Source organism: Variovorax sp. DXTD-1 (assembly GCF_003984625.1).
In the GTDB taxonomy this organism is placed as follows: Bacteria; Pseudomonadota; Gammaproteobacteria; order Burkholderiales; family Burkholderiaceae_C; genus Variovorax.
On the sequence record NZ_RWKH01000029.1, the window covers coordinates 1 to 25,735 of the forward strand.

The following is a 25,735-nucleotide window of genomic DNA, read 5'->3' on the forward strand; positions in this document are numbered from 1 at the left end:
CCGGTCAGGGCGTTGTATTGACTGGCGGTGGTGACGAAGTCGTAGCCCAGCAGGCCGACGCTGGCCGCGCCACCGACTTTGGTGAAGGTCTGGAAGCCGGGCTTGGCGGCGATGCGGGCGTCGGCCGCGCCCAGGTGGTCCAGCACGCGGGGTGCGGGGCCGTCGAAGGTGGCAAGGCGTGGGCTGTGGCTGGCACTGCCGGGCTGGAACACGGGACTGGTCTGCTGGTAGCTTGCCCGGGCTCTGCGGTATTCGGCGTCGGAGATGAACTGGCCTTCGCGCATCTGGTCGAGCAGTTGGGAGGTCTTGACGGGCTCGACGCCCTGCGCGCCGCGCATCTGTTGCGGATTCTCGAAGAATTTGTCTTCGGACCAGATGCGGGTACTGCGGCCTTTGGCGTGTTCTTCGGCGGCCACTTCGAGCATGGAGGCTTCGCCGGCGTTCTTACTGGAAACTTGGCCGGTCTCCAGTTGTCGTTCGAGTTTTGGGGTTGGGAGAACTTTGATGCCTTTGTCGGCGATGTAGCGGCCGAGTTCTTGTCTGAGGGGGCCATCTTTAATTTCCTTGGCGACTGTGCTGGTGATGGCGAATTCACGACCTTGCTCTTTTGCAAACCTGAAATAGGTCTCGAGCTGCCGGGTGCCGCCTGCGCCGTAGGCGTAGACGAGGCTGTTGGTGTCGGCGAGGAGATAGCCGTTGGGGCGGGTGGGGGTGAACATGGTGCGGCCTCGCGGTCAGATCAAGTGGGCGTGGGTGTAGTCACGGACTTTGCTGATCAACTCGTCCCAATCGTCCCGGTCAAGACCGGGGTGCCACTCTCTTGCAAGGGTACTCATCACGAGCGAGAGTTCCACATTGATCTGTCGGCCGTTGCGCTCCTGCCGGAGGTATTCGTCATAGACGAATCGGACGTCATTTTCGAGGTAGTGAATAAACGCGACCACCTCGTCTTCGCGCCATTTGTACAGACGCTCTTCCCGAAGGACTCGCCTCGCCCTGGCCTCCAAGCGGCCGAGCGCGGAAAAGTCAAAAAGATCCTCAGGTGTGAAGGGGAACCTTTCGGAGTAGTTGTGAAGAAAGCGGACGACGTCCGACTTGAAATTCTTATCGGTCAACGCATCGATCCTGGCCAGCAGTTCCGGGGTGACGTTTTCTCGCCATTGGAGCGGGTTGGCATCCCACTGAGCGTCTTTTTCTTTCAAGGGGAGCGAGTTGCTTCCCAAGCAGTAAAAGAAGACATCCTCGTCGTCGGGGCGCTGCTCTCTGGGGAGTGAGAGCACGCCCATGATTCTTTCTTTCAGGGGGTCATAAGCCAGTGAATCGATCTTGGCTTGCAGTTCGGGGCTGATTGGCATGGTGTTTCCCTTTGCTTGTTGTGTTTGTGTCTTGAACGGGCAGACTCGGTCATTTAGCAGGCACCGCCCTGAAGCATCAATTCGCGTTCGACGCCGCCCATGGTGCGGCTCTTGCCCCTGGGCTGGCCGCCAATGATGACCATTGTGAAGCGCTCGACCGGATGAAGATTGGGGCCAGCCCGTTCCAGTCGCTCCGGGAGAACTTGTTCACGAAAAATCCGCTCCTCTCCACCTCCGGGAGGCGATACGGATTGGTTTCAGTCGCGGAAGGCTCCCTTATGCCCGGGGTGGGTAAAAACCCGGGATACGCGGCGGCGCGGAATTTCGTACTCTGTATACAGAGTTCAGAGAAAGACGATCCATGCCAGCCCAGCTCATCAGCATCGAAGCCGCCCCCGACCTCGTCGATCAGGTCTACCGCGCCCTGCTCGGCGCCATCAGCAGCGGCGCTTTGGCGCCCGGCGAACGCATCACGCAGGAAGACATTGCGCAGCGCCTCTCGGTGTCGCGCCAGCCGGTGCTGCAGGCCCTGCGCCTGCTCAAGAAAGACGGCTTCGTGCTCGATGCACCGGGCCGCGGGGTGCTGGTGGCACCGCTCGACGCCGAGTGGATGCGCAAGGTCTACCAGGTGCGCGGCGCACTCGACGTGCTGGCCGCGCGGCTGGCGGCGGGCCAGCGCTTTCGCATCGACCCCAAGCTGATGGAGCGCGGCCGGCGCGCAGCACGCGGGCGCAATGTCGAAGCCATGATCGATGCCGACCTGGCTTTTCATGAGGCCATCTACGAGGCGTCCGGCAATCCGCTCATCGGCCAGAGCGCCGGGCAGCACTGGCGCCACCTGCGCCGCGCCATGGGCGCCGTGCTGCAGGCCGAGCCGCAGCGCGAATCGCTGTGGGACGAGCACCAGGCCATTGCCGACGCCATTGCCGCAGGCAACGCGCAACGTGCCGCGCAGCTGAGCGAAGAACACGTTGCGCAGGCCAGTGAAGCGTTGAGCCAGCGGCTCGCGCAGCAGCTGGCGCGCAGCGCATCGATCACCCACCACACCACCCACCGCAAAGGAGACAAGGCATGAAGTTGCGCCCCGACCAGCGCGCGCAGTTCGAGCGCGACGGCTACCTGTTCTTTCCTGGCCATTTTTCACCCGAAGAGACGAAGGTGTTGACCGATGCGGTGCCCGAGCTCTACAGCCGGCGCGAAGCCTTCAACGTGCGCGAGAAAGGCTCGGACGCCGTGCGCACCAACTTTGCCGCGCACCTGATCAGCGAGCCCTTTGCCCGCCTGGCGCGGCATCCGCGCATGGTGGAGCCGGTGATGGATCTGTTCGAAGAACAGGTCTACATGCACCAGTTCAAGATCAACGGCAAGATGGCCTTCGAGGGCGACGTGTGGCAGTGGCACCAGGACTACGGCACCTGGCTCAACGACGACCTGATGCCCACCGAGCGCGCGATGAACGTCGCCATTTTTCTGGACGACGTGAACGAGCACAACGGCCCGCTGATGTTCATTCCGGGCAGCCACCGCAAGGGCGTGGTCGATGCGAAGCATGACCTCACGACCACGAGCTACCCGCTCTGGACGGTCGACAACGACCTGATCCGCCAGCTGGTGGACCGCGCCGGCGGCAAGCATGGCGGCATCGTTTCGCCCAAGGGCCCCGCCGGTTCGATGATCCTCTTCCACAGCTGCCTCGTGCATGCATCGGGCAGCAACCTCTCGCCTTTCAACCGCGTGGCGGTGTACCTGAGCCTGTGCGCCGTCACCAACCACATTCGGCGCCACAAGCGGCCAGAGTACATCGCGCACCGGGACTTCACGCCCATCGAGATGCTGCCCGACGATTGCCTGCTGAAGCCCTATCCGGTCGAGGTGCCGTGGAAGAACGGCCTGCCCGAAAGCGCGCTGCAGACTTCGCTCGAAACTCTCGACACCGTGGAGACCTGACCTCATGAGCCTCTACACCCGCCTGCAGCAGCGCGCCGCCGAAGGCCGCCCCATCCGCATCGGCCTGATCGGCGCCGGCAAGTTCGGCTCCATGTATCTCGCGCAGATTCCGCGCACACCCGGCGTGCACCTGGTGGCCATTGCCGACCTTTCGCCAGCCGCCGCGCGCGTCAATCTGGAGCGGGTCGGCTGGCAGGCCGAGCGCACCGCCGCGAGCTCTGTGCAGCAGGCGCTGAAGACCGGCAGCACATGGATCACCGACGACTGGCAGGCCGTGACGCGCGAGCCTTCCATCGACATCGTGGTCGAGTGCACCGGCAACCCGGTAGCGGCGGTCGATCATTGCCTGGATGCCTTTGCACATGGCAAGCACGTGGTGAACGTGACCGTGGAGGCCGATGCCTTCTGCGGCCCGCTGCTCGCGCGCAAGGCGCAGCAGGCCGGTGTGATCTATTCGCTGGCCTTCGGCGACCAGCCTGCGCTCATCTGCGACCTGGTCGACTGGGCACGCACCTGCGGCTTTCCGGTGGTGGCCGCCGGACGCGGCCACAAGTGGCTGCCGCACTTCACCGAATCGACGCCGGAAACGGTGTGGGGCAACTACGGCCTCACGCCCGAACAGGCGCTGCGCGGCGGGCTCAACCCGAAGATGTTCAACAGCTTTCTCGACGGCTCCAAGCCTTCGATAGAAAGCTCGGCCGTCGCCAACGCCACCGGCCTCACCGTGCCTTCGGACGGCCTGCTCTACCCGCCCGCGAGCGTGGAAGACATTCCCTTCGTCACGCGCCCGCAGAGCGAAGGCGGCGTGCTGGAGCGCAAGGGCATGGTCGAAGTGATTTCATCGCTCGAAGCCAATGGGCGAAAGATTCCCTACGACATCCGCATGGGCGTGTGGGTCACGGTCGAGGCCGAGACCGACTACATCAAGAACTGCTTCGAGGAATACAACGCCCACACCGACCCGAGCGGCCGCTACTTCACGCTCTACAAGCGCTGGCACCTCATCGGCCTGGAAGTCGGCATGTCGGTGGCCAGCGTGGCCTTGCGCGGCGAGCCCACCGGCGTGGCCACCTGCTGGAACGCCGACGTGGTCGCCACCGCCAAGCGCGACCTGGCGCCCGGCGAAATGCTCGACGGAGAAGGCGGCTACACCGTCTGGGGCAAGCTGCTGCCGGCCGAGCGCTCCATGCGGCTGGGCGGCCTGCCGCTCGGGCTGGCGCACAACGTCAAGCTGGTGCGCGCGGTGAAGAAAGGCCAGAGCCTTTGCTGGGCCGACGTGGCCATGGACACCTCGACCCACGCCTACCAGTTGCGCGCCGAGCTGGAAGCCATGTTTGCGCCCTCAGCGCAGGCCAAGGCTGCCTAGCCGGTCCGCGGAATTCATCCGCGCGCGGCCCTTGGCTTTTGCCATTGCGCCGGCGCATTTTTAGGGAAAGAATTAATTGTTCGGCATGCCATACGCATGTCGAAATGACTGGCTGCGAGCCGTCATTGTGGTGAGCAATCTTGCTCGGCGAGCTTGTCCTCGACGGAGAACACCATGCAATTCAGCTTCTGTGCAACTGGAACTCCGGGCGCACCGTGAACGAACTGGCGGCTCCCCGAGCCGCCGAGCGGGCGGCGCGTGAATCGTATGGGCGGCTGCTCGCGATTCTTTCAGCGCGCACGCACGACATTGCCGCATCGGAAAACGCGCTCGCGCAAGCCTTTGCAAGGGCTCTCGAACGCTGGCCCGCCGACGGCATTCCCGACCAGCCCGACGCCTGGCTGCTGAGCGTGGCACGGCATCGCAAGCTCGACGCCTGGCGCCACAGCCGCATCCAGGATGACGCCACCCAAGCCCTGCTTCTGCTGGCCGGCGAGGTCGATGTGGGCACGGTCGACGGCGCTGCGGTGCCAGACGAGCGCTTGCGGCTGCTCTTCGTTTGCGCGCATCCGGACATCGACGCCGCCGCCCGCGCGCCGCTCATGCTCCAGGCGCTGCTCGGGCTCGATGCAGCCCGCCTGGCGGGGGCGTTTCTCACCTCGCCTTCCACGCTCGGCCAGCGGCTGGTGCGGGCCAAGGCGCGCATCCGCAGCGCGGGCGTTTCTTTCGAATATCCCGAAGCACGCGAACTGCCGCATCGCTTGCGGGACGTGCTCCAAGGCATCCATGCCGCCTACGGCAACGGCTGGGACGACGTGGATGGCGCGGACACCCTGCCCCGCGGCCTTGCCGCCGAAGCCATCGAGCTTGGCCGCATCCTGTGCGCACTGATGCCGAACGAAGCCGAGCCGCTCGGCCTGCTCGCGCTGATGCTGTTTTGCCAGAGCCGGGCGGCGGCGCGGCTCAACGATGCCGGCGCCTATGTGCCGCTCGAACAGCAGGACATGGCACGCTGGGACCCGGACCTGCTTGCGCAGGCCGAACAGTATCTGCGGCAAGCATCGAGCATGAACAGCCCCGGCGCCTGCCAACTGGAAGCCGCCATCCAGTCGGCCCATTGCGAGCGCCGCGTCGGCGCGCCGGTGGCGCCCGAAACGATGGTTGCGCTGTACGACAACCTGCTGGCGCTGCGCCCCAGCGTCGGCGCCCAGGTGAGCCGCGCCTGCGCCCTCGCGAAAGCACGTGGGCATGACATCGGCCTGCAGGCACTCGATGCCATTGCGGCCGACGAGGTGGCGAGCTACCAGCCCTTCTGGGCGGCGCGCGGCCACCTGCTCTCGGCAGGCGGCGCCCGTGCCGCCGCGCGCCAGGCCTTCGATCGCGCGATCGGCCTGAGCGCGAGCGCGGCCGTGCGCGCATATCTCAACGGGATGTCCGAGCGGCTCTGACTTTTCTGCGCGCCGGCCACAATGGCGGCATGCGCGCCTTGCTCACCACCTTCTCCTGGCAGGAACTGCGCCATCACCCGTGGCGCAATGCCGCAGCGGTATTGGCCGTGATGCTGGGCGTGGCGCTTGCGTTCTCTGTGCAGCTCATCAACGCGTCGGCCCTCGATGAGTTCTCCAGCGCCGTGAGGTCTGTCAACGGCCAGCCGGACCTCGAAGTGCGTGCCGTGCAAGGCAGCTTCGATGAAGCGGTGTTCGGGCGCCTCGCGCAGCATCCGCAGGTGACGCTGGCGAGCCCGGTGCTCGAGTTCCAGGGCCTCGCATTGGCCGGCGAGCGGCAGGTGCCGATGCGCGTGATCGGCGTCGACGCGCTGGCGTTGCCGGCCATTGCACCGGCGTTGATGCCGCAGCCCCGCAAGAACGCCGATCGCTTCGCGATGCTGGTACCGGGCCATGTGTTTCTGAACGCCGCGGCGCGCAACGTGCTGGGCCTGCCCGCGCAGGCCGGCGAAGACCTTGCCGAAACGGTGCAGTTGCGCAGCGGCGGCGACTGGCACCGGCTCCAGGTGGCGGGCCACGTGGCCGCTACCGGCACCGCGCTAGCCGTGATGGATATCGGGGCTGCGCAAGACCTGTTCGACAAAGCGGGCCAGCTCAGCCGCGTCGACTTGAGGCTTGCTCCTGGCACGGACCGGGCGGCTTTCATCGCATCGCTGCAGCGCGCCCCAGGCTGGCCCGCGGGCCTGCAGTTTGCCGAGCCCGGCGATGCGGCCGAACGCGTGAGCAATCTCTCGCGCGCCTACCGCGTCAACCTGACGGTGCTGGCGCTGGTGGCGCTTTTTACCGGTGCGTTCCTGGTGTTCTCGGTGCTGGCGCTCAGCGTGGCCAAGCGCGCACAGCAATTCGCCCTGCTCGGCGTGCTGGGCCTGACGCCGCGCGAGCGGCTGCGGCTGGTGCTGGCCGAGTCGTTCGTGCTCGGCCTGATAGGAAGCGCCGCCGGCTTGGCGCTGGGCACTGCGCTCGCGGCCTTTGCTTTGCGCGTGCTCGGCGGTGACCTGGGCGGTGGCTATTTCCAGGGCGTGGCACCCACGCTGCACTGGAGCACCAGCTCGGCCTTGCTGTACGGCGGGCTCGGCGTGCTTGCGGCGCTGGTGGGCGGCTGGTGGCCCGCGCGCGCGGCGCAGGCGCTGCCCGAGGCGCAAACGCTCAAGGGCCTGGGCGCCGCGCCGGTGCAAAGCAGAAGCCATTGGCTGGCGCTCGGCCTCATTGCGGCAAGCGCAGCCTTGGCCAACATGCCCGCTGTGGGCGGCATTCCGGTGGCGGCATATCTTTCGGTGGGTTGCCTGCTGGTGGGCGGCATCACGGCATTGCCCTGGCTGATTGCGCTGCTGTACGACCGCATTGCACCCGCGTTTGCGCAGCGCGTGCTGCCGATGCTGGCCATCGAGCGTGCAAGGCGCATGCGCGGCACCGCAGCCGTGGCTGTCAGCGGTGTGGTCGCCAGCCTGAGCCTTGCGGTTGCACTCACGGTCATGGTCGCGAGCTTTCGCGACTCGGTGACGCGCTGGCTCGACGTGGTGCTGCCGGCCGATCTCTATCTACGTGCCACGTCGAGCGGCCGCTCCGGCAATTCGGGCACGCAGAACAGCAGCGACACAGCCACCTTCTCGCCCGCTTACGTGCAGGCCTTGGCGCAACTGCCCGGCGTGGAACGCACCGGCACGCTGCGCACCCGGTCGTTGCAGCTCGACCCCGCGCAGCCCGCCGTCACGCTGATTGCGCGAAGCCTCGAAGGCGGCGCGGCGCAGGCGTTGCCGCTGGTGGGCCCCGCGCTACCGGTGCCTGCGGGGCAGATCGGCATCTACGTGAGCGAACCGATGGTGGAGCTGTATGGCGCGAAGCCGGGCGCCCTCTTCGCGCCGCTTTCGTCTGCATTGGGCACTGCAGGTTCCGGGCTAGCGGGGTTCTTCGTGGCAGGCGTGTGGCGCGACTACGCGCGTCAGTTCGGCGCCATCACCATGGATGCACGTGATTTCGAACGCCTGACGGGCGAGCGCGAGGTGAGCGACGTGTCGCTATGGCTTGCACCGGGCGCATCGGAGGCTGCGGTTCAGGCCTCGGTTCGCGAGTTGGCGGCGCGCCAGCCGAGCGGAATTGAGGGCTCTGGTTCGAGCATCGAGATTTCATCGGTCGGGCAGATCCGCGCGACCTCGCTGCGCATCTTCGACCGCAGCTTTGCGGTGACCTACTGGCTGCAGGCCGTGGCAATTGCGATCGGGCTCTTCGGCATTGCGGCGAGCTTCAGCGCGCAGGTGCTGGCAAGGCGCAAGGAGTTTGGCCTGCTTGCGCACCTGGGGTTCACGCGGCAACAGGTGCTGGCGGTGGTGGCGGGCGAAGGTGCCGCATGGACGGCCATCGGTGCCGTGGCCGGGCTCGTGTTGGGGCTGGCCGTTTCGGTGGTGCTGGTGAAGGTCGTCAATCCGCAGAGCTTTCACTGGACCATGGACTTGCTGGTGCCGTGGACAAGGCTGCTGGCTCTGTGCGGCGCGGTGGTGGTGGCCGGCACCGTCACCGCCTGGCTGGCGGGACGGGCCGCAGCGGGCAAGGACGTGGTGCTCGCGGTGAAAGAGGACTGGTAAAGGCGTTGGTTTGCTTGCCGATGGCGGGCCTGGTTTGTTTCCCGAGGCCGGGTCTCGCCCCGGCGGGCGACTCACTTTCTTTGCTTCGCCAAAGAAAGTAAGCAAAGAAAGGCGACCCCTACTGTCTGCGTCCCCTGCGCTTCGCTACGGGGCAACCTGCGGTGCTCGACTCCGGCGGGGGTCCGCAGAACTCGCTTCGCTCAAACAGCTGCGGCCCTGATCCCGCCTCCATCTGCGCTCCTCGGCGCATACAGAAGGGGTGGGAGCGGGCGGCCTTCGCTTCGCTCGGCCCCAGCAGCCAACAGCCAACCGCCAATACAAACATCCCAACTCATCCTAACCACTGCGGCGCGCAGCGCCGCGGTGGCTTGGCGGCCGAGCGAAGCAAAGGCCCGTTCGGCTTCCAAGCCCCTCTGTATGCGCCGAGGAGCGGAGGGTTTCGCGGATCAGGGCTCGCAGCTGTTTGAGCGAAGCGAGTTCTGCGAGACCCCGCGAAAACCGAGCACCGCAGGTTGCCCGCAGCGAAGCGGAGGGTCGCAGACAGTGGGGTCGCCTTTTCTTTGCTTACTTTCTTTTGGCGAAGCAAAAGAAAGTGAGTCCGCCGCCGGGCGGAATCCCGGCCCCGAAACCAAGCTACCGCCCAACAGGTACCAAAAGAACCCGCTCCACAGTCTCCCTCTCCACAGCCCCCCGGCTATACACAAGCGGCACGTACTTCCCCTCAAGCCACAACGGCGCAAGATCCCGATAGTTCGGGCTGTCTGGATTCCCCGACTGCCCCGGCGTATTGATCACCCGCGAGGCATCCCAGTTGCCCACGTCCAGCACCATCCTGAACGAAGCCCCCGATGTCAGCCTGTAGTCGCTGGCACGGTAGCTCGCAGCCATCGGAGTAAAGGCGGAACCGGACATCGGCCAGTCGCCAACTTCCAGCTTCTTGCGCGTAGCCGCATCGACCACGCCGCCCAGCGGATGCCGGAATTCCGCACGATGCAGCGCGCCCCACTTCCAGCCCGTCATGTCAGGCCCGAGTTTGGCGGTGAGCTCCTGCATCGCCGGCGGCAGGGTCTGCAGCAGCAAGGCGTTGCGCTGCGCATCGCTGACCCAGCCGGACGGGTTTTCGAGCAGCAGCACCATGCGTGTGTTGTCGCCGGGCGCGGCGAGCGATGCGGCCGCGTCGCCGGCCCCGGCCTTGAGCACGGCTGCACGCAGGGTCTTGCTGCTCCAAACCTCGTACAACGCAGCGGCGGCGCTGTCGCGGTGCATGGTGCCGTCCCAACCCTGCAGCAAACGCAGGCCGGCCGCGGTCTGCGCATCGTCGCTGCGCAAGCCGGCCAGGAGCTTCAGCAGCCGCTGCGCGGGCGTCGCGACGATGTCGTTCTGCATGCGCTCAGAGTCCTCGATGGTGAAGCGCGAGCCCGCCGCCGCCTTTGCCGCGAACAGTTCCTTGAGACGGCGTGCACGGGCCGCGTCGCTCCACTCGTAGCCGATGCCTTTCTTCGCGGCCGGATGATCGGGCGGAATGTTGTTCTCGTTCGCGGTCACCACGTAGCCGCGCGCGGGGTTGAACTCCGAAGGCAGTTCGTCGCCGTTGCGAAAGCCCGACCACTCGTAGCGGCCATCGCCCGGCACGGGCATCAGGCCGTCCCAGTTGGGTCGGATGGGCGTCAGGCCGCCCGGCATCCAGCCGACGTTGCCGTTGCGGTCGGCATAGACCTGGTTCTCGCCCGGGGCGCCCCAGCGGTTCATCGCGGCGCGGAACTGGTCCCAGTTCTGCGCGCGCATGTAGTCCATGGAACCGAAGTACGGCGCCATGCCGGGTTCGAGCCACGCCGCACGCAATGCGAAGGCGCGCTGCTTGCCGGGCTCGGCAAGCAGCACCGGGCCGTGGCGGGTGAAGGTGTTGACCACCTCGCGCGACACGCTCTCGCCGCGCACCGCAATGCGCTCGGTCACGTTCGTCATCGGCTCCCATCGACCCTGGTAGCGGTACTCGTTCGGGTTCTGCGGATTCAGCTGGTACACGTACAGGTCTTCCTGGTCCATGTAGAAGCGCGTGAGGCCGAATGCGATGGTGCCGTTGTGGCCGATCGAAAGACCGGGCAGGAAGGGCTCGCCCGCGCCGATGGCGTCCATGCCCGGCGCGCTCAGATGCGTCATGTAGCGCAGGCTCGGCGCGCCATGGGCGCGGTGCGGGTCGTTGGCGAGGATGGGCCTTCCGGTGGAGGTGAGCCTTGGCGCGATGACCCAGTTGTTGCTGCCATAGGCGGCCGTGGGGTCGCCTTGCATGGCCTGTTGCTCATCTTCTTCATCGGTCTTTGCGGCCACCGAAGCTGCGGCCGCACCGGCCAGCCGCGTGTTCTCCTTGGTGAAGCGCGGCGACTCGGTGGCGCGCAGGTAGGCGGCGCGCAACTCGGCCGCCGGAATGCTGCAGGGATCGAAACCGGGCGGCACCTGCGGCGTGACCGGCGGATCGAGTTCGCGGCGCAGCCAATCAGCCTTGATGCCTTCGCTGCCGGCGCAGAAAGCGCGGGCACGGTCGATCTCGGATGTGAAGTTGAGCGTGAGGCCGTGGTGCCGGATGCGCACCACATCTTCGGGCGACCACACCGCCGGCTGGTAGCCCAGCAATGCGAATTCGGTCGGCAGCAGCGCAGGCTGCGCGCGCACCTGGGCAACGTAGGCGTTGACGCCGGCGGTAAAGGCCTCGGCCACGCGCTTGGCATCGGATCCGTAGGCCAGCCACTCGCGGTACATGTCGCCGCGATACAGCACGGCACGCGCGGCACGGTCGCTCTCGACCCATGCGGGGCCGAAGTCCTTGGCCATCTCGCCGAGACCGCGCTTGCGCCACAGGTCCATTTGCCAGAGCCGGTCGCGCGCCGCCATGAAGCCCTGCGCAACGAATGCGTCGTACAGCGTGCCGGCATACAGGTGCGGCACGCCCCAGCGGTCGACCAGCACCTCGGCCGGCTTCTCGAGGCCGGGCACGGCAAAGGACGACGGCGCGCGCGGTGGCGTCTGCACGCCCGGAGGGCCCGATGCACAGCCTGCGAGCACAAGGGCCGCGAGCGCCGCGGCGCCGATGGAATGCCTTTGACCTAACGAGCGCCGCAACACGGGGCGCAGGTGTCTTGTTCTCATGCGTCTTGTCTCCTGCCGGGTGGAATTTGGCAGCGCACAGTATCCCGATTTGCATATCCGCTGGGTACTGCGAGGGATGACTTGTAGACTTCCTCCTACATGCAGCAAACACCCTCCTCCATTTCATGCGGCGGCTGGCTCGGCTCTGCCATACGCCGCATCGAAGCCGACTACCAGCGCAGCGCCGACACGCACCTGATCCCGCTGCCGCTGCCCTCGCTTGCCGCGGCCGGCATCGACCTGTACCTGAAGGACGAGTCGACCCACCCCACGGGCAGCCTCAAGCACAGGCTCGCACGTTCGCTCTTTCTCTATGCGCTGTGCAACGGATGGGTGCGCGAAGGCACGACCATCGTCGAAGCCTCGAGCGGCTCCACCGCCGTGAGCGAAGCCTACTTCGCGCGGCTGCTCGGCCTGCCCTTCATTGCGGTGATGCCGCGCAGCACCTCGCCCGAAAAGGTGGCGCAAATCGCCTTCTACGGCGCGCGTTGCCACTTCGTCGACCATGCGGCGCAGGTCTATGAAGAGGCGCGCGCACTCGCCGAGCAGACCGGCGGCCACTACATGGACCAGTTCACGTATGCCGAGCGCGCAACCGACTGGCGCGGCAACAACAACATTGCCGAGAGCATGTTCCAGCAGATGGCGCGCGAGCGGCATCCGGTGCCGGCATGGATCGTGGTGGGCGCGGGCACGGGCGGCACCAGCGCCACCATCGGGCGCTATGTGCGCTTTCGCTGCCACGACACGCAGGTGTGCGTGCCCGACCCCGAAGGCTCGGTGTTCTCGGCCTATCACCGCACGGGCGATGCAACGCTGACTGCGGCGGGATCGCGCATCGAAGGCATCGGCCGGCCGCGGGTGGAGCCGAGCTTCGTCCGCACGCTGGTCGACCGCATGATCGAAGTGCCCAACCTCGATTCGGTGGCCGCCATGCATGCGCTCTCGGCGTTGCTGGGGCGCAAGGTCGGACCATCGACCGGCACCAACTTTGTCGGCATGCTGGCCATTGCACGCGAGATGCGTGCGGCCGGCCAGCAAGGCTCGATTCTTTCGCTGCTGTGCGATGCGGGCGAGCGCTACCTGCCGAGCTATCACGATGCGGCGTGGGTGCAGAGCGCTTTCGGCGACGTGGGCCCGGCAAAGCAGCGCATCGACGCGCTGGTTGCGCAGTGATGCCTGCGCCGGCCTTCTGCAAGCTCTCGCGCCGCAGCCTGCTGCTTGCGGCGCTGGCCGCAGCGCCCGCAAGCTGGGCGCTGCCCGAGCGCACCCTGCAGTTTCCGCGCGACTTCGGCAGCCACCCCGACCTGCGCACCGAGTGGTGGTACATCACGGGCCACGCAAGAACTTCGGCGGGGCGCGAGTTCGGCTTTCAGGTGACGTTCTTTCGCTCGCGCGTCGATGCCGCGCAGGGCATGCGCTCGGCGTTCGCGGCCAAGAACCTCGTGTTTGCGCACGCCGCGGTCACCGACCTCGAAGGCCGTGTGCTGCTGCATGACCAGCGCATTGCGCGCGCGGGCTTCGGCGTTGCATCGGCCAGCGAAGCCGACACCGACGTGCGCCTGCGCGACTGGTCGCTCGTGCGCAAGGACGGCGGCTATGCGGCGCGCGTGCCGGCGGGCGAATTCACGCTCGACCTGCGCTTTGCGCCCACGCAGCCGGTGCTGCTGCAAGGCAGGGCGGGGCTGTCGCGCAAGGGCCCCGAAGAAGCACAGGCAAGCTATTACTACAGCGAGCCGCAGCTCAAGACGCAGGGCCGGCTCACGCTGAAGGGCCAGGCCTTCGAGGTCGATGGAACGGCCTGGCTCGACCACGAATGGAGCGAGGCGCTGATGCATCCCGATGCCGTGGGCTGGGACTGGATCGGCATGAACCTGGACGACGGCAGCGCCCTCACCGCCTTTCGCCTGCGGCGCCGCGACGGCAGTGCGCTGTGGGCCGGCGGTTCGTTTCGCTCGCGCGACGGTGCGCTGCGCGTTTTCAGCAACGACGAGGTGCGCTTCGACGGCGCGAACGCGTGGACCAGCCCGCGCACGCAGGCCAGCTACCCGACCTGTTGGCGCGTGCAGACCCCATCGGGAAGCTACGAGGTGCGCGCCTTGCTCGAAGACCAGGAGCTCGACAGCCGCGGCTCCACCGGCGGGGTGTATTGGGAAGGCGTGAGCGACCTGCTCGATGCGCAAGGCCGCCGGGTCGGCCGGGGCTACCTGGAGATGACCGGCTACGCCGCACCGCTGCGGCTCTGAGTCGCCCAGCGCGCGTCTGTCATCAAGCCGTCATGCAGAGGCCATGAACTCGGCCTCCGACATTGCACGATTGAACGTGCACCAAGGCTTGAATGAACAGAAGACTCCGGCTCATCGCGCTGCTGATGGTTGTAGTGGCTGCTGCGGGTGCCGCGTGGGTGTTCGCGGCCACGCGATCCGCATCGCCTGCAACCAACGCACTGCTTGAAATCCGCTGGCACGGCAACGGCATCGTCCTCCAGGGCACGGTGAGGGACGCGGCCACGCAACAGGTGCTGGTGGAGGGCGCGACCGCGCGGCTCGGCGGAGAAGCCAACCAGGTGGTGGACTGGCTGGACATCGCGCCCGCGGCGCTGCCCGTGGCCGATGCCGCATCGCTCGCCAGCCTCATCCGCCTTGGGCAAGAGGGCTGGCACCTGCAGCGGCACGCCACCGAAGCATGGCTGGCCGTGCAGTCGCCGGATGACGGTCACAGCACGCAAGCAAAGCAACTGTTGCAACGCGCCTTCGGGCCTGAGGTAACCATCCGCCTCATTCCACTCTCCTGAGCGTGCGATGTGCGTGCGATGCAATGGCGGTCATGGTGACGTCATCTGCCTTGTCCAGCATGCGCTGCATTCCATCAAAAAGAGGAGAGGCTCATGCCTGCATCGCTGAAACATCTCGCCATGGCGGGGGTCGTCCTGGCCACGTTGTCCGCCTGCGGCGGAAGCAACGACTCGAACGGCTTCATTCCGTTTCTCCCGCCTCCGGCACCGGCCCCCGCTCCTCCGGCACCGCCGCCTGCTCCGGCAACGCCAGGCAGCGTGGACGTGAAGCTCATCGCCTTCAACGACCTGCACGGCAACCTCGAGCCGCCCAGGCTTTCCATCACCGCCCCGGCCAGCGGCGGCGGCACGGTGCCGGTGCCGGCGGGCGGCGCCGCATACCTCGCTTCGGCAATTGCGTCGCTCAAGGCCAAGAACGAGAACAACGCCGTGGTCTCCGCGGGCGACATGATCGGCGCCTCGCCGCTGGTGTCGGCGCTGTTCCTCGACGAGCCGACCATCGAAGCCGTCAACGCGATGAAGATCGACTTCAATGCGGTCGGCAACCATGAGTTCGACAAGGGCCAGACCGAACTCCTGCGCATGAAGAACGGCGGCTGCGCCAAGAACACGCCGCTGGAGCCATGCCGAGTCAACAAGGCCTTTCCGGGCGCCAACTTCGGGTTCCTGGCGGCCAACACCGTGAAGACCGATGGCAACACGCTCTTCCCCGCGACGGGCATGAAGACCTTCACCAAGGACGGTGCCACGGTGAAGGTAGCGTTCATCGGCATGACCTTGAAGGGCACGCCGAGCATCGTGACGCCGGCCGGCGTTGCGGGCCTGAGCTTCAAGGACGAGGCGGACACCGCCAACGCGCTGATTCCGCAGCTGAAGGCCGAGGGCGCCGACGCCATCGTCGTCGTGGTGCACGAAGGCGCCACGACCACCGTGGGCTACAACGACAAGAGCTGCGCGGGGCTGAGCGGCGACATCCTGCCGATTCTCAACAAGCTCGATGCGGCCGTCGACGTGGTGATCTCGGGCCACACGCACCGCTCGTACATCTGCGACTACAGCAAGACCAACCCGGCCAAGCCCTTCCTGCTGACGAGCGCCGGCCAGTACGGCACCTTGCTGACCGACATCAACCTGACGATCGACACGCGCACGCGCAAGGTCACGGCCAAGTCGGCCGACAACGTGATCGTGCAAGGCGAGGCCTACACCAGCGGCGCCAACACAGTGGCGGTGACCGACCAGTACCCCGTGTTCGGCAAGAACCAGGAAGTGGCCGCACTCATCAGCCAGTACCTTTCCGTTGCGGCCCCGCTGGTGCAGCGTGTGGTGGGCACCCTCTCGGGCCCAGCCACGCGCACGCAGTCGACGTCGCGCGAAAGCGTGCTCGGCAACCTGATTGCGGATGCGCAGCTCGATGCCACCAGCCCCAGCAACAAGGGCGGCGCACAAATCGCCTTCATGAACCCGGGCGGCGTGCGGGCCGACCTCGTTCCGGCCAACGACGGCAGCGTGACCTATGGCCAACTCTTCAGCGTGCAGCCCTTCGGCAACAGCCTGGTGGTGAAGACGATGACGGGCGCGCAGATCAAGGCGTTGCTGGAGCAGCAGTTCAACAGCGGCACCAACCCGATCGAATCGCCAAGGGTTCTGCTGCCTTCGCGCAGCCTGAGCTACAGCTACAGCCTCTCGGCACCCGCGGGCTCGCGCATCAGCAACATGGCGCTCAACGGCACCGCAATGACGGACGGCGCAAGCTACCGCGTGACGATGAACAGCTTTCTGGCGACCGGCGGCGATAACTTCACGGTGTTCAACCAGGGCACGGGCACGCTGGGCGGCGACCAGGACGTGGACGCCCTGGAGGCCTACATCAAGGCGAACAGCCCGTTGTCGCCGCCAGCGGCCAACCGCATTACCGTGCTGCCCTGAGCGGGCTTCCTGTCCCGGAAACAAGAAAGGCGGACAGGGTCCGCCTTTCTTGTTTCATCGCGCCTTGCCTTTTCGGCGGTCGATGAAGGCGATGACTTCGCCCATGATGCCCTTGCGGAACGCAAGCACGCAGATCACGAAGATCAGGCCGGTGACCATGGTCACCGATTCGCCGAGCGTGTTGAACCAGTCGACCCCGGTGACGCGCGCCATGAAGGTGCCGAAGTCGCCGACCTTGTTCTCCAGCAGCACCACCACGGCCGAACCCACCAGCGGGCCCGAGAGCGTGCCGAGGCCGCCCACCAGCGTCATCAGGATGACGTGGCCCGATGCGGTCCAGTGCACGTCGCTCAGCGATGCGAAGCCGAGCACCAGCGTTTTCAGCGAGCCGGCCAAGCCCGACAGCGCGGCCGAGATCACGAAGGCCAGCAGCTTGAAGCGGTTGACGTCGTAGCCGAGCGAAATGGCGCGCGGCTCGTTTTCCTTGATGCCCTTGAGCACCTGCCCGAAAGGCGAGTGCACGGTGCGCGCAATGAGCAGGAAGGCCGCGACGACGATGACCAGCGCCACGTAGTACATCGTGAGGTCGTCGCGCAGATCGACGAGGCCGAAGAGCTTGCCGCGCGGCACACTCTGCAGGCCGTCTTCGCCGCCGGTGAACTTGGCCTGCAGCGCGACGAAATACATCATCTGCGCCAGCGCCAGCGTGATCATCGAAAAATAGATGCCCTGGCGGCGAATGGCAAGCCAGCCGAACACCAGCCCCAGCAGCGCACCGGCCAGCGTGCCCGCGATCAGTCCAAGCTCGGGCGTGAGGTGCCAGACCTTGAGCGCATGGCCCGTGAGATAGGCCGAGCCGCCTAGAAACGCGGCATGGCCGAAAGACAGCATGCCGGTGTAGCCCAGCAGCAGGTTGAAGGCGCAGGCGAACAGTGCGAAGCACAGCACCTTCATCACGAACACGGGGTAGAAGCCGATGAAGGGTGCGGCAATGAGCGCCAGCAGCAGCACACCGTAGACGACGAGCGATATTTTCTTCATGGACTTTTACTTCTCGCTGCCGAAGAGGCCGGCCGGACGAATCAGCAGCACCACGACCATGATCACGAACACCACGGTGGCCGAGGCCTCCGGATAGAACACCTTGGTCAGCCCTTCTATGACGCCGAGCCCCAGGCCCGTGAGGATCGCCCCCATGATCGAGCCCATGCCGCCGATGACGACCACCGCGAACACGATGATGATGAGGTTCTGCCCCATCAGCGGCGAGATCTGGATCACCGGCGCGGCAAGCACGCCCGCGAATGCGGCAAGCGCCACGCCGAAGCCGTAGGTCAGCGTCACCATCAGCGGCACGTTGACGCCGAAGGCCTCCACCAGCCGCGGGTTCTCGGTGCCCGCGCGCAGGTAGGCGCCGAGCCGCGTCTTCTCGATGGCATACCAGGTGGCAAAGCACACCACCAGAGACGCCACCACCACCCATGCGCGGTAATTGGGCAGGAACATGAAGCCGAGGTTGGTGCCGCCGCTCAGCGCTTCCGGCGTGTTGTAGGCGAGGCCCGAGACGCCGTACACCGAACGGAAGCCGCCTTCGATCAGCAGCGTGAGGCCCAACGTGAGCAACAGGCCGTAGAGGTGGTCGAGCTTGTAGATCCAGCGCAGCAGCAGCCGCTCGATGAGCACGCCGAACAGGCCGACGATGAGCGGCGCCACCGCCAGCATGACCCAGTAATTGACGTTGAAGTAATTCATCGCCATCCACGACAGCACCGCCCCCATCATGAACAGCGCGCCATGCGCGAAGTTGATGACGTTGAGCAGCCCGAAGATCACCGCCAGCCCCAGGCTCAGGATCGCGTAGAACGACCCGTTGACCAGCCCCAACAGGAGCTGGCTCAACAGGGCAGGCATAGAGATGTTCATCGTGGAAACAGGTTCAGAAAGGCGTCAAAAACTGGGGGGAACAATTACTTCCAGAGCGCGCAGGTGCTTTCTTCCTTGGTCGTGTAGACCTGGTCGCCCGGCACCTTCTTGACGATCTTCAGCAGGTCCCACGGGCCCTTGGATTCCGAAGGCTTCTTGACCTCGGCCAGCAGCATGTCGTGCACCATGCGGCCGTCGGGGCGGATCACGCCCTTGGCGTAGAAGTCGTTGATCGGCGTCTTCTTGAGGTGCGCCATCACCTTGTCGGCATCGGTGCTCTTCACCGCTTCCACGGCCTTGAGGTAGGCCATGGTGGCCGAGTAGTCGGCGGCCTGGATGTCGGTCGGCTTGTTCTTGGTCTTGGCTTCATAGCGGGCGGCCCACTTGCGCGACTCGTCGTCGGCGTCCCAGTACCAGCTGGTGGTGTGCAGCAGGCCCTGCGTGGCCGGCAAGCCCAGGCTCTTCACGTCGGTCAGGAACACCAGGAGGCCCGCGACCTTCATTGTCTTGTCGATGCCGAATTCCTTCGACGCCTTCATCGAGTTGATGAAGTCGCCGCCGGCATTGGCCAGGCCGAGCACCTGGGCCTTGGAGTTCTGCGCCTGCAGCAGGAAAGAAGAGAAGTCCGACGCATTGAGCGGCGCACGCACCGTGCCCACCACCGAGCCGCCCTTGGCCTTGACGACCTTGGCGGTGTCGGCCTCGAGTGCGTGGCCGAAGGCGTAGTCGGCCGTCAGGAAGAACCAGCTCTTGCCGCCCGTGTCGACCACGGCACCGCCGGTGCTCTTGGCGAGCGCGACGGTGTCGTACGCGTAATGCACGGTGTAGGGGCTGCACTGCGCGTTGGTGAGCGCCGAGGTGGCCGCGCCATTGGTGAAGAACACGCGCTTCTTTTCCTGCGCCACCTTGGCGGTGGCCAGCGCCACACCCGAGTTGGTGCCTGCGAAGATCATCGTGGCGCCGGCGGTGTCGATCCACTCGCGGGCCTTGGAGGCGGCGATGTCGGGCTTGTTCTGGTGGTCGACGCTCAGCACTTCCACCGGCTGGCCGAGCACCTTGCCGCCCATGTCGTCGATGGCCATCTGGATGGCGGTTGCGCCGCCCTTGCCTTCCAGGTCGGCATACAGGCCCGAGAGGTCGCTGATGTAGCCGATGACGACTTTCTCTTGTGCCTGCACGGCATGGCTCGCAAGACCCGCGGCTCCGAGCATGAGAGCAATGATTTTGAGCTTGGTTTGCATGGTGTCTCCTGGATGATTTGAGAGAGTCAACGGAAAAAACGATTGCCGAGTGCTCGGCTACACGCCCAGCAGTTCGCTGAGCACGGGCATCTTGGCGTCGAGCTCCTTGGCGCCGAAGGCCTCGACCATGCGGCCGTGCTCCATCACGTAGAAGCGGTCGGCCAGCGGCGCGGCAAAGCGGAAGTTCTGCTCCACCATCACGATGGTGTAGCCCTTGCCGCGCAGGGTGTGGATCATTCGCGCGAGGGCCTGCACGATCACGGGCGCCAGGCCTTCGGAAATCTCGTCGAGCAGCAGCAGCTTGGCGCCGGTGCGCAGGATGCGCGCCACCGCCAGCATCTGCTGCTCGCCGCCCGAAAGCCGCGTGCCGGGGCTGTTGCGGCGCTCGGCCAGGTTGGGAAACATCTCGTAGATCTCGGCCACCGACATGCCCTGCCCCGCACCCTTGAGCGCGGGCGGCAACAGCAAGTTTTCCTCGGCCGAGAGACTCGCGAAGATGCCGCGCTCTTCGGGGCAATAGCCGATGCCCAGGTGCGCGATGCGGTGCGTGGCCATGCCGATGGTCTGCACGCCGTTCACTTCGATGCTGCCCTTGCGCGAGCCGGTCAGGCCCATGATCGCGCGCAGCGTGCTGGTGCGCCCGGCGCCATTGCGCCCAAGCAGCGTGACCACCTCGCCGGGCTGCACCACCATGTTGACGCCGTGCAGCACGTGCGATTCGCCGTACCAGGCGTGGAGGTCCTTGATTTCAAGCGCGGCGGTCATGTCAATGAGCCCCCTGCAGTTGACCTTCGGTGGTGCCCATGTAGGCCTCCATCACCTGCGGATTCTTCGAGACTTCAGCGTACGGACCTTCAGCCAGTACCGCGCCGCGCTGAAGCACGGTGATGGTGTCTGCAATGGTCGAGACCACGCTCATGTTGTGCTCGACCATGAGGATGGTGCGGCCGGCCGACACGCGCTTGATGAGTTCGGCCACGCGGTGCACGTCTTCATGGCCCATGCCCTGCGTGGGTTCGTCGAGCAGCATCAGCTCGGGGTCCATGGCCAACGTGGTGGCAATTTCGAGAGCGCGCTTGTGGCCGTAAGGCAGATTCACGGTCAGCTCGTCCGCCTGGTCTGCCACGCCGACTTCGGCCAACAGTTCGCGGGCGCGCGCATCCAGCGGCGTGAGCGTCTTTTCGCTCTTCCAGAAATGGTACGAAGTGCCGAGCGCGCGCTGCAGGCCGAGGCGCACGTTCTCCAGCAGCGTGAGGTGCGGAAACACTGCCGAGATCTGGAACGAGCGGATGATGCCGCGCCGGGCGATTTGCGCGGGCTGCTCGCCCGTGATGTCCTGCCCGTTGAAAAGAATCGTGCCGCTGGTCGGCTCGAGAAACTTGGTGAGCAGGTTGAAGCAGGTGGTCTTGCCAGCCCCGTTGGGACCGATGAGCGCATGAATGGAGCCGCGCACCACCGACAGGTTGACCTTGCTGACCGCGGTGAACCCTTTGAATTCCTTGGTGAGCTGGCGTGTTTCCAGAATGACGTCGCTCATCTCGCGAAGTCGCCCGGGTTCAGGAAAGATATGTCGGTCATGCGGTCCATCTCATGCGCCACTACCGAGCGCGGCCTGATTGTTGGTGGGCGCCTCGCACTTGCATACTGGGGCAAATGCCTATGCTGCAGTGCAACCTGCCCGCACCGGCGGTTCCGGCATCGGGCGACTGTCGTCACAATGACAATGACCCATCGGTTCGAACCCTTACTCCCGTGCTGCCCATGCCGAACTTCCGCTCACCCGACTTTCTTGCTGACCACATCCTGAACACGCTGGCGTTCTATGCGCCGGTCAGCCGCGACCCCTCAGGCGGCTTCTTCCACTTCTTCAAGGACGACGGCGCGGTGTACGACCGGCGCACGCGCCACCTGGTCAGCAGCACCCGCTTCGTCTTCAACCATGCCATGGCGTACCGGCGCTTCGGCAGACCGGAGGATCTGGAGGCGGCACGCCACGGTCTCGCGTTCGTGCAGCGCGCGCATGCACAGCCGGGAGGCGGCTATGCATGGCAGATCGACTGGCACGATGCGCAAGCCGGCGTGCAGGACAGCACGAACCATTGCTACGGCCTCGCCTTCGTGCTGCTTGCTCACGCGCACGCGCTGATGGCGGGCATCGGCGACGCGCGCGCGGGACTGGAGCAAACCTGGCAGTTGATGGAACAGCGTTTCTGGGAGCCGCAACATGCGTTGTATGCCGACGAGGCCACTCCTGATTGGCAAGTCGGGCCCTATCGGGGCCAGAACGCCAACATGCACGCCTGCGAGGCGATGCTTGCCGCATACGAAGCCACGAAGGAGGCGCGCTATCTCGATCGTGCGCTGGCGCTTGCGGAATCGGTGACGGGCAAGCTCGCCGAGCTGGCCGGCGGACTCGTGTGGGAGCACTACCGCGAAGACTGGTCGATCGACTGGGACTACAACCGCGGCGACAAGACCAACATCTTCCGGCCCTGGGGTTTTCAGACCGGCCATCTCACCGAGTGGACCAAGCTGCTGCTGCAGCTGGAGCGAGCGCTTGTTGCCTCGGGCCGTGAAGCGGAGTGGATCGTGCTGCGTGCCAGGCATTTCTTCGACACCGCCATGCAGCGGGGGTGGGACGCGGAGCATGGCGGCCTCGTCTACGGATTCGGCCCCGACGGTGAGGTGTGCGACGGCGACAAGTACTTCTGGGTGCAGGCCGAAAGCTTCGCCGCCGCGGCGCTGCTGGCCGTGCGCACCGGCGACGAGGGCTACTGGAACTGGTACGACCGCATCTGGGCCTATAGCTGGGAGCACTTTGTCGACCACCGGCACGGGGCCTGGTACCGCATTCTCACGCCCGACAACCGCAAGATCAGCGACGAGAAGAGCCCCGCCGGCAAGACCGACTATCACACCATGGGCGCGTGCTACGACGTGCTGCGCGCGCTGGGCGCGTGACCAGCGCGCCCCCTCCGCGACTTTGCCTGAAGCCTAGTGCGCGCCTGCCGCGGCGTCGCCACCCGCACCGCCCTTCTGCGGCCGTGCCAGCCACACCAGCGGGATCAGCAGCAGGAACAGAATGGCCGACGCATAGAAGATGTCGTTCGCGGCCAGCATGAACGACTGCTGGTCGACCAGCCGGTTGATCTGGTCCAGCACCTGCTCGTTGTTCAAGCCGCTGCTTGCCAGGCCGTTCATCGCGCTGGTTGCCGCGCCATTGCCCAGGTTCACCGATTCGGCCAGTTGCGAGTGATGCAGCGCCGCACGGTTCTCCCACAGCGTCGTGGTGATCGAAGTGCCCATGGCGCCCGCGGTAATGCGCAGGAAGTTCGACAACCCCGATGCCGCCGGAATGCGGTCGGGCGTGAGGCCCGAGAGCGTGATGGTCACCAGCGGAATGAAGAAGAACGCCATCGCAATGCCCTGGATGATCGTCGGGATGATGATCGTCACGAAGTCGGCCTGCGTGTTGAAGTTCGACCGCATCCACAGCACCAGCGCGAACACCAGGAACGAGAAGGTCGCATAGCGGCGCGGATCGATCTTGGACACCGTGAGCCCCACCACCGGCGAGAAGAAGATGGCCAGCAGCCCCACCGGCGCCATGATCATGCCGGCCTGCGTGGCGGTGTAGCCCATCCATTGCTGCAGCCACAGCGGCAGCAGCACCACGTTGCCGAAGAACAGGCCGTAGGCCACCGCGGTGGCTACCGCACCCGACCAGAAGTTGCGCCGCTTGAAGAGCGACAGGTCGACCACCGGGTGCTTGTCGGTGAGTTCCCAGATCAGGAAGAACGCGAAGCCGACCACGGCCACGACCGCCATCGTGATGATCTCTGGCGAATGGAACCAGTCGAGCTCCTTGCCCTTGTCGAGCATGAGCTGCATCGCGCCGACCCACAGCACCAGCAGTGCGAGGCCGATGGCGTCGATGGGCACCTTGCGCGTGGTGCTTTCACGGTCGCGGTAAAGCGCCCAGGTGATGGCCGCCGCAACAATGCCCACGGGAATGTTGATGTAGAAGATCCACGGCCACGAGATGTTGTCGGTGATCCAGCCGCCAAGGAGCGGCCCCATCACGGGCGCCACGAGCGTGGTCATCGACCACATCGCCATGGCAAGGCCGGCCTTGGCGCGCGGGTAGCTCGACAGCAGCAGCGTCTGCGACAGCGGAATCATCGGGCCCGCGACGAAACCCTGCAGCGCGCGGAACGCGATCAGCGTGGTCATGTTGGGCGCCAGGCCGCACAGCAGCGAGCTGATCATGAACAGGATCACGCTGGCCATGAACAGGCGCACCTGGCCGAAGCGCTGGGTCATGAAACCCGTGAGCGGCACCGCGATGGCGTTGGCCACCGCAAAGCTGGTGATGACCCAGGTGCCCTGGGTGGTGCTCACCCCCAGGTCGCCCGAGATGGCCGGCAACGACACGTTCGCGATCGACGAGTCGAGCACGTTCATGAACGTTGCCGCAGAGAGCGCGATGGTGCCCCACACGCGGGCGGAGCCCTCGAGCGGCGGCGGCGCTACGTAAGCGGGAGCGGCAGCAGTGGCCATTGGCTTTGCCTTGAAGACCGGCGGCGATCAGCCGGGGTGCGACTGCGATGCCGTGTGGCCCGCGTTGCCGGCGGTTGCGGACGTTGCTGCGGCACGGCCCGCCGGCTGCGCGGCGCCGGGCGCGCTGCGGCCGAGGTTGGCGGCCACGATGCGATCGACCTCTGCATTGGCACCGTCGTCGAGCTTGCTGTAGACCTGGGTCTGCGAAATGGCCGTGGCGCGCGGCGCATCGGCCAGCATCTTGCCGCCCTTCTGCGTGATGTCGATCTCCGCGTCCATCGAAAGGCCGATGCGCAGCGGGTTGGCCTTGAGCTGCTCGGGGTCGAGCGCAATGCGAACAGGCACGCGCTGCACCACCTTGATCCAGTTGCCGGTAGCGTTTTGCGCCGGCAGCAGCGCGAATGCACTGCCGGTGCCCACGCCCAGGCCCGCGACCTTGCCGGTGTACTCGACCTTCTTGCCGTACACGTCGGCGGTGAGCTTCACGGGCTGGTCGATGCGGATGTTGCGCAGCTGCACTTCCTTGAAGTTGGCGTCGACCCACAGCTGGTTGAGCGGCACGATCGACATCATCGGCGTGCCGGCGGCCACGCGTTGGCCGAGCTGCACCGTGCGCTTGGCAACGTAGCCGTCCACGGGCGCGGGCATGGCCACGCGCTGCGTGGCGAGGTAGGCCTCGCGCACCTTGGCGGCGGCGGCCAGCACGCTGGGGTGCTGGGCCACGCTGGTGCCTTCGGTCAGCGACTGGTTGCTTGCAAGCTGCTCGCGCGCGGCCACCACGCCGGCCTGCGCCGCTGCGAGCTGGCTCTTGGCGTTGTCGAGCGCGGTTTCGGCGTGGTTGAGCTCTTCCTTCGAGACCGCGCCGTTGCCCGACAGCGCGCGGCGGCGCTGCAGGTCGTCCTGCGCCTTGGCGATGTCGCTCTGCGCCTTGACGATGTCGGCCTGGCGCAGACTGACCTGCGCCGCGAGCGAGCCGTTGTTGGCGTACAGCGTGCGCACCTGGCGCACAGCTTGCGCGAGCGCAGCCTCGGCCTGCTCGAGCGCCACCTTCGCATCGGCGGGGTCCAGCTGCACCAGCGGCTGGCCGGCCTTCACGAAGTCGGTGTCGTCGGCGTTGATGGCCATGACGGTGCCGCCGATCTGCGGCGTGATCTGGATCACGTTGCCCTGCACGTAGGCGTTGTCGGTGTTCTCGTAGTGGCTGGCAACCAGCCATTCGTAGAGGCCCCAGCCGCCGCCGGCGACGATGACCACCGCGGCCAGCGCGGTGAGCGCGCGGCGGCGCTTGCCGTTGCCGGACGGGGCTTCAGGCGTTGCGGAGGCTGCAGTGGCAGCGGGCGTCGGAGTGTTGTTATCGCTCATGATGAAGTTCTTTCCGAAGACGAAAAAAGT

At 66.1% G+C, this 25,735-nt stretch carries 20 protein-coding genes; 10 read left to right on the forward strand and 10 right to left on the reverse strand.

The features are described 5' to 3' along the window. Both EJI00_RS22465 and EJI00_RS22470 read right to left on the reverse strand, forming a co-directional pair. Nucleotides 1-719, reverse strand: a 719-nt coding sequence (locus tag EJI00_RS22465) for a hypothetical protein (protein ID WP_148110644.1), incomplete at its 3' end; no start/stop codon positions are given. A 15-nt stretch (nt 720-734) separates the two neighbouring features. Then, the gene (locus EJI00_RS22470; protein WP_126749700.1) at nt 735-1,355 is read right to left on the reverse strand and encodes a hypothetical protein; all 621 of its coding nucleotides are present in this window, start codon (nt 1,353-1,355) and stop codon (nt 735-737) included. Nucleotides 1,356-1,716: 361 nt separating this feature from the next. On the opposite strand from EJI00_RS22470, the gene EJI00_RS22475 reads away from it, so the two are divergent. The 5 genes from EJI00_RS22475 (at nt 1,717) to EJI00_RS22495 (ending at nt 8,752) form a co-directional block, all read left to right on the forward strand. After that, complete coding sequence (locus tag EJI00_RS22475; protein ID WP_126749701.1) at nt 1,717-2,430, forward strand: GntR family transcriptional regulator; 714 nt, start codon at nt 1,717-1,719, stop codon at nt 2,428-2,430. Beyond that, nucleotides 2,427-3,302, forward strand: a complete 876-nt coding sequence (locus EJI00_RS22480) for a phytanoyl-CoA dioxygenase family protein (RefSeq protein WP_126749702.1) — start codon at nt 2,427-2,429, stop codon at nt 3,300-3,302. Before EJI00_RS22475 ends, EJI00_RS22480 begins: the two co-directional genes overlap by 4 nt. Nucleotides 3,303-3,306: 4 nt before the next feature. Further along, nucleotides 3,307-4,668 (forward strand): NAD(P)H-dependent oxidoreductase, encoded by a 1,362-nt coding sequence (locus EJI00_RS22485; RefSeq protein ID WP_126749703.1) that lies wholly within the window; start codon nt 3,307-3,309, stop codon nt 4,666-4,668. A gap of 215 nt (nt 4,669-4,883) precedes the next feature. Further along, on the forward strand, nt 4,884-6,116 hold the full coding sequence (locus EJI00_RS22490; protein WP_126749704.1) for an RNA polymerase sigma factor: 1,233 nt from the start codon (nt 4,884-4,886) through the stop codon (nt 6,114-6,116). A gap of 29 nt (nt 6,117-6,145) precedes the next feature. Further along, a complete protein-coding gene (locus EJI00_RS22495) occupies nt 6,146-8,752 on the forward strand; it encodes an FtsX-like permease family protein (RefSeq protein WP_126749705.1) in 2,607 nt (868 codons plus the stop codon). 633 nt (nt 8,753-9,385) lie between these two features. On the opposite strand, the gene EJI00_RS22505 is transcribed toward EJI00_RS22495, so the two are convergent. Then, the gene (locus EJI00_RS22505) at nt 9,386-11,896 is read right to left on the reverse strand and encodes a penicillin acylase family protein (protein WP_126749706.1); all 2,511 of its coding nucleotides are present in this window, start codon (nt 11,894-11,896) and stop codon (nt 9,386-9,388) included. 99 nt (nt 11,897-11,995) lie between these two features. Here EJI00_RS22505 and EJI00_RS22510 point away from each other — a divergent pair, with 99 nt between their 5' ends. The 4 genes from EJI00_RS22510 to EJI00_RS22525 all read left to right on the forward strand — a co-directional run bounded on the left by EJI00_RS22510 (nt 11,996) and on the right by EJI00_RS22525 (nt 16,619). Further along, nucleotides 11,996-13,072, forward strand: a complete 1,077-nt coding sequence (locus tag EJI00_RS22510) for a PLP-dependent cysteine synthase family protein (protein ID WP_126749707.1) — start codon at nt 11,996-11,998, stop codon at nt 13,070-13,072. Continuing rightward, complete coding sequence (locus tag EJI00_RS22515; RefSeq protein ID WP_185868188.1) at nt 13,072-14,142, forward strand: lipocalin-like domain-containing protein; 1,071 nt, start codon at nt 13,072-13,074, stop codon at nt 14,140-14,142. Before EJI00_RS22510 ends, EJI00_RS22515 begins: the two co-directional genes overlap by 1 nt. Nucleotides 14,143-14,234: 92 nt before the next feature. Beyond that, nucleotides 14,235-14,690 (forward strand): hypothetical protein, encoded by a 456-nt coding sequence (locus EJI00_RS22520; RefSeq protein WP_126749709.1) that lies wholly within the window; start codon nt 14,235-14,237, stop codon nt 14,688-14,690. Between the two features lie 93 nt (nt 14,691-14,783). Beyond that, entirely contained in the window at nt 14,784-16,619 is a 1,836-nt protein-coding gene (locus EJI00_RS22525) for a bifunctional metallophosphatase/5'-nucleotidase (RefSeq protein ID WP_126749710.1), read from the forward strand. Nucleotides 16,620-16,673: 54 nt separating this feature from the next. On the opposite strand, the gene EJI00_RS22530 is transcribed toward EJI00_RS22525, so the two are convergent. From EJI00_RS22530 to EJI00_RS22550, 5 genes are read right to left on the reverse strand one after another with little or no spacing between them, the layout of a single operon-like run. Next, the gene (locus tag EJI00_RS22530) at nt 16,674-17,660 is read right to left on the reverse strand and encodes a branched-chain amino acid ABC transporter permease (protein WP_126749711.1); all 987 of its coding nucleotides are present in this window, start codon (nt 17,658-17,660) and stop codon (nt 16,674-16,676) included. A gap of 6 nt (nt 17,661-17,666) precedes the next feature. Then, nucleotides 17,667-18,542: a branched-chain amino acid ABC transporter permease gene (locus EJI00_RS22535; protein ID WP_021008140.1), complete on the reverse strand. Its 876-nt coding sequence runs from the start codon at nt 18,540-18,542 to the stop codon at nt 17,667-17,669. 44 nt (nt 18,543-18,586) lie between these two features. After that, nucleotides 18,587-19,783, reverse strand: a complete 1,197-nt coding sequence (locus tag EJI00_RS22540; RefSeq protein ID WP_126749712.1) for an ABC transporter substrate-binding protein — start codon at nt 19,781-19,783, stop codon at nt 18,587-18,589. A 57-nt stretch (nt 19,784-19,840) separates the two neighbouring features. Next, the gene (locus EJI00_RS22545) at nt 19,841-20,548 is read right to left on the reverse strand and encodes an ABC transporter ATP-binding protein (protein WP_126749713.1); all 708 of its coding nucleotides are present in this window, start codon (nt 20,546-20,548) and stop codon (nt 19,841-19,843) included. Between the two features lies 1 nt (nt 20,549). After that, nucleotides 20,550-21,320 carry an ABC transporter ATP-binding protein gene (locus EJI00_RS22550; protein WP_126749714.1) on the reverse strand — a complete coding sequence of 257 codons (771 nt, stop codon included), beginning with the start codon at nt 21,318-21,320 and terminating at the stop codon, nt 20,550-20,552. 224 nt (nt 21,321-21,544) lie between these two features. Here EJI00_RS22550 and EJI00_RS22555 point away from each other — a divergent pair, with 224 nt between their 5' ends. Next, nucleotides 21,545-22,744 (forward strand): AGE family epimerase/isomerase, encoded by a 1,200-nt coding sequence (locus tag EJI00_RS22555; RefSeq protein WP_126749747.1) that lies wholly within the window; start codon nt 21,545-21,547, stop codon nt 22,742-22,744. A 33-nt stretch (nt 22,745-22,777) separates the two neighbouring features. Here the strand turns inward: EJI00_RS22555 and EJI00_RS22560 are convergent, their stop codons facing one another. Both EJI00_RS22560 and EJI00_RS22565 read right to left on the reverse strand, forming a co-directional pair. Then, nucleotides 22,778-24,343, reverse strand: coding sequence for a DHA2 family efflux MFS transporter permease subunit (locus tag EJI00_RS22560; RefSeq protein WP_126749715.1), 1,566 nt, complete (start codon nt 24,341-24,343; stop codon nt 22,778-22,780). A 27-nt stretch (nt 24,344-24,370) separates the two neighbouring features. Continuing rightward, nucleotides 24,371-25,705 (reverse strand): efflux RND transporter periplasmic adaptor subunit, encoded by a 1,335-nt coding sequence (locus EJI00_RS22565; protein WP_126749716.1) that lies wholly within the window; start codon nt 25,703-25,705, stop codon nt 24,371-24,373. Nucleotides 25,706-25,735: the final 30 nt, after the last annotated feature.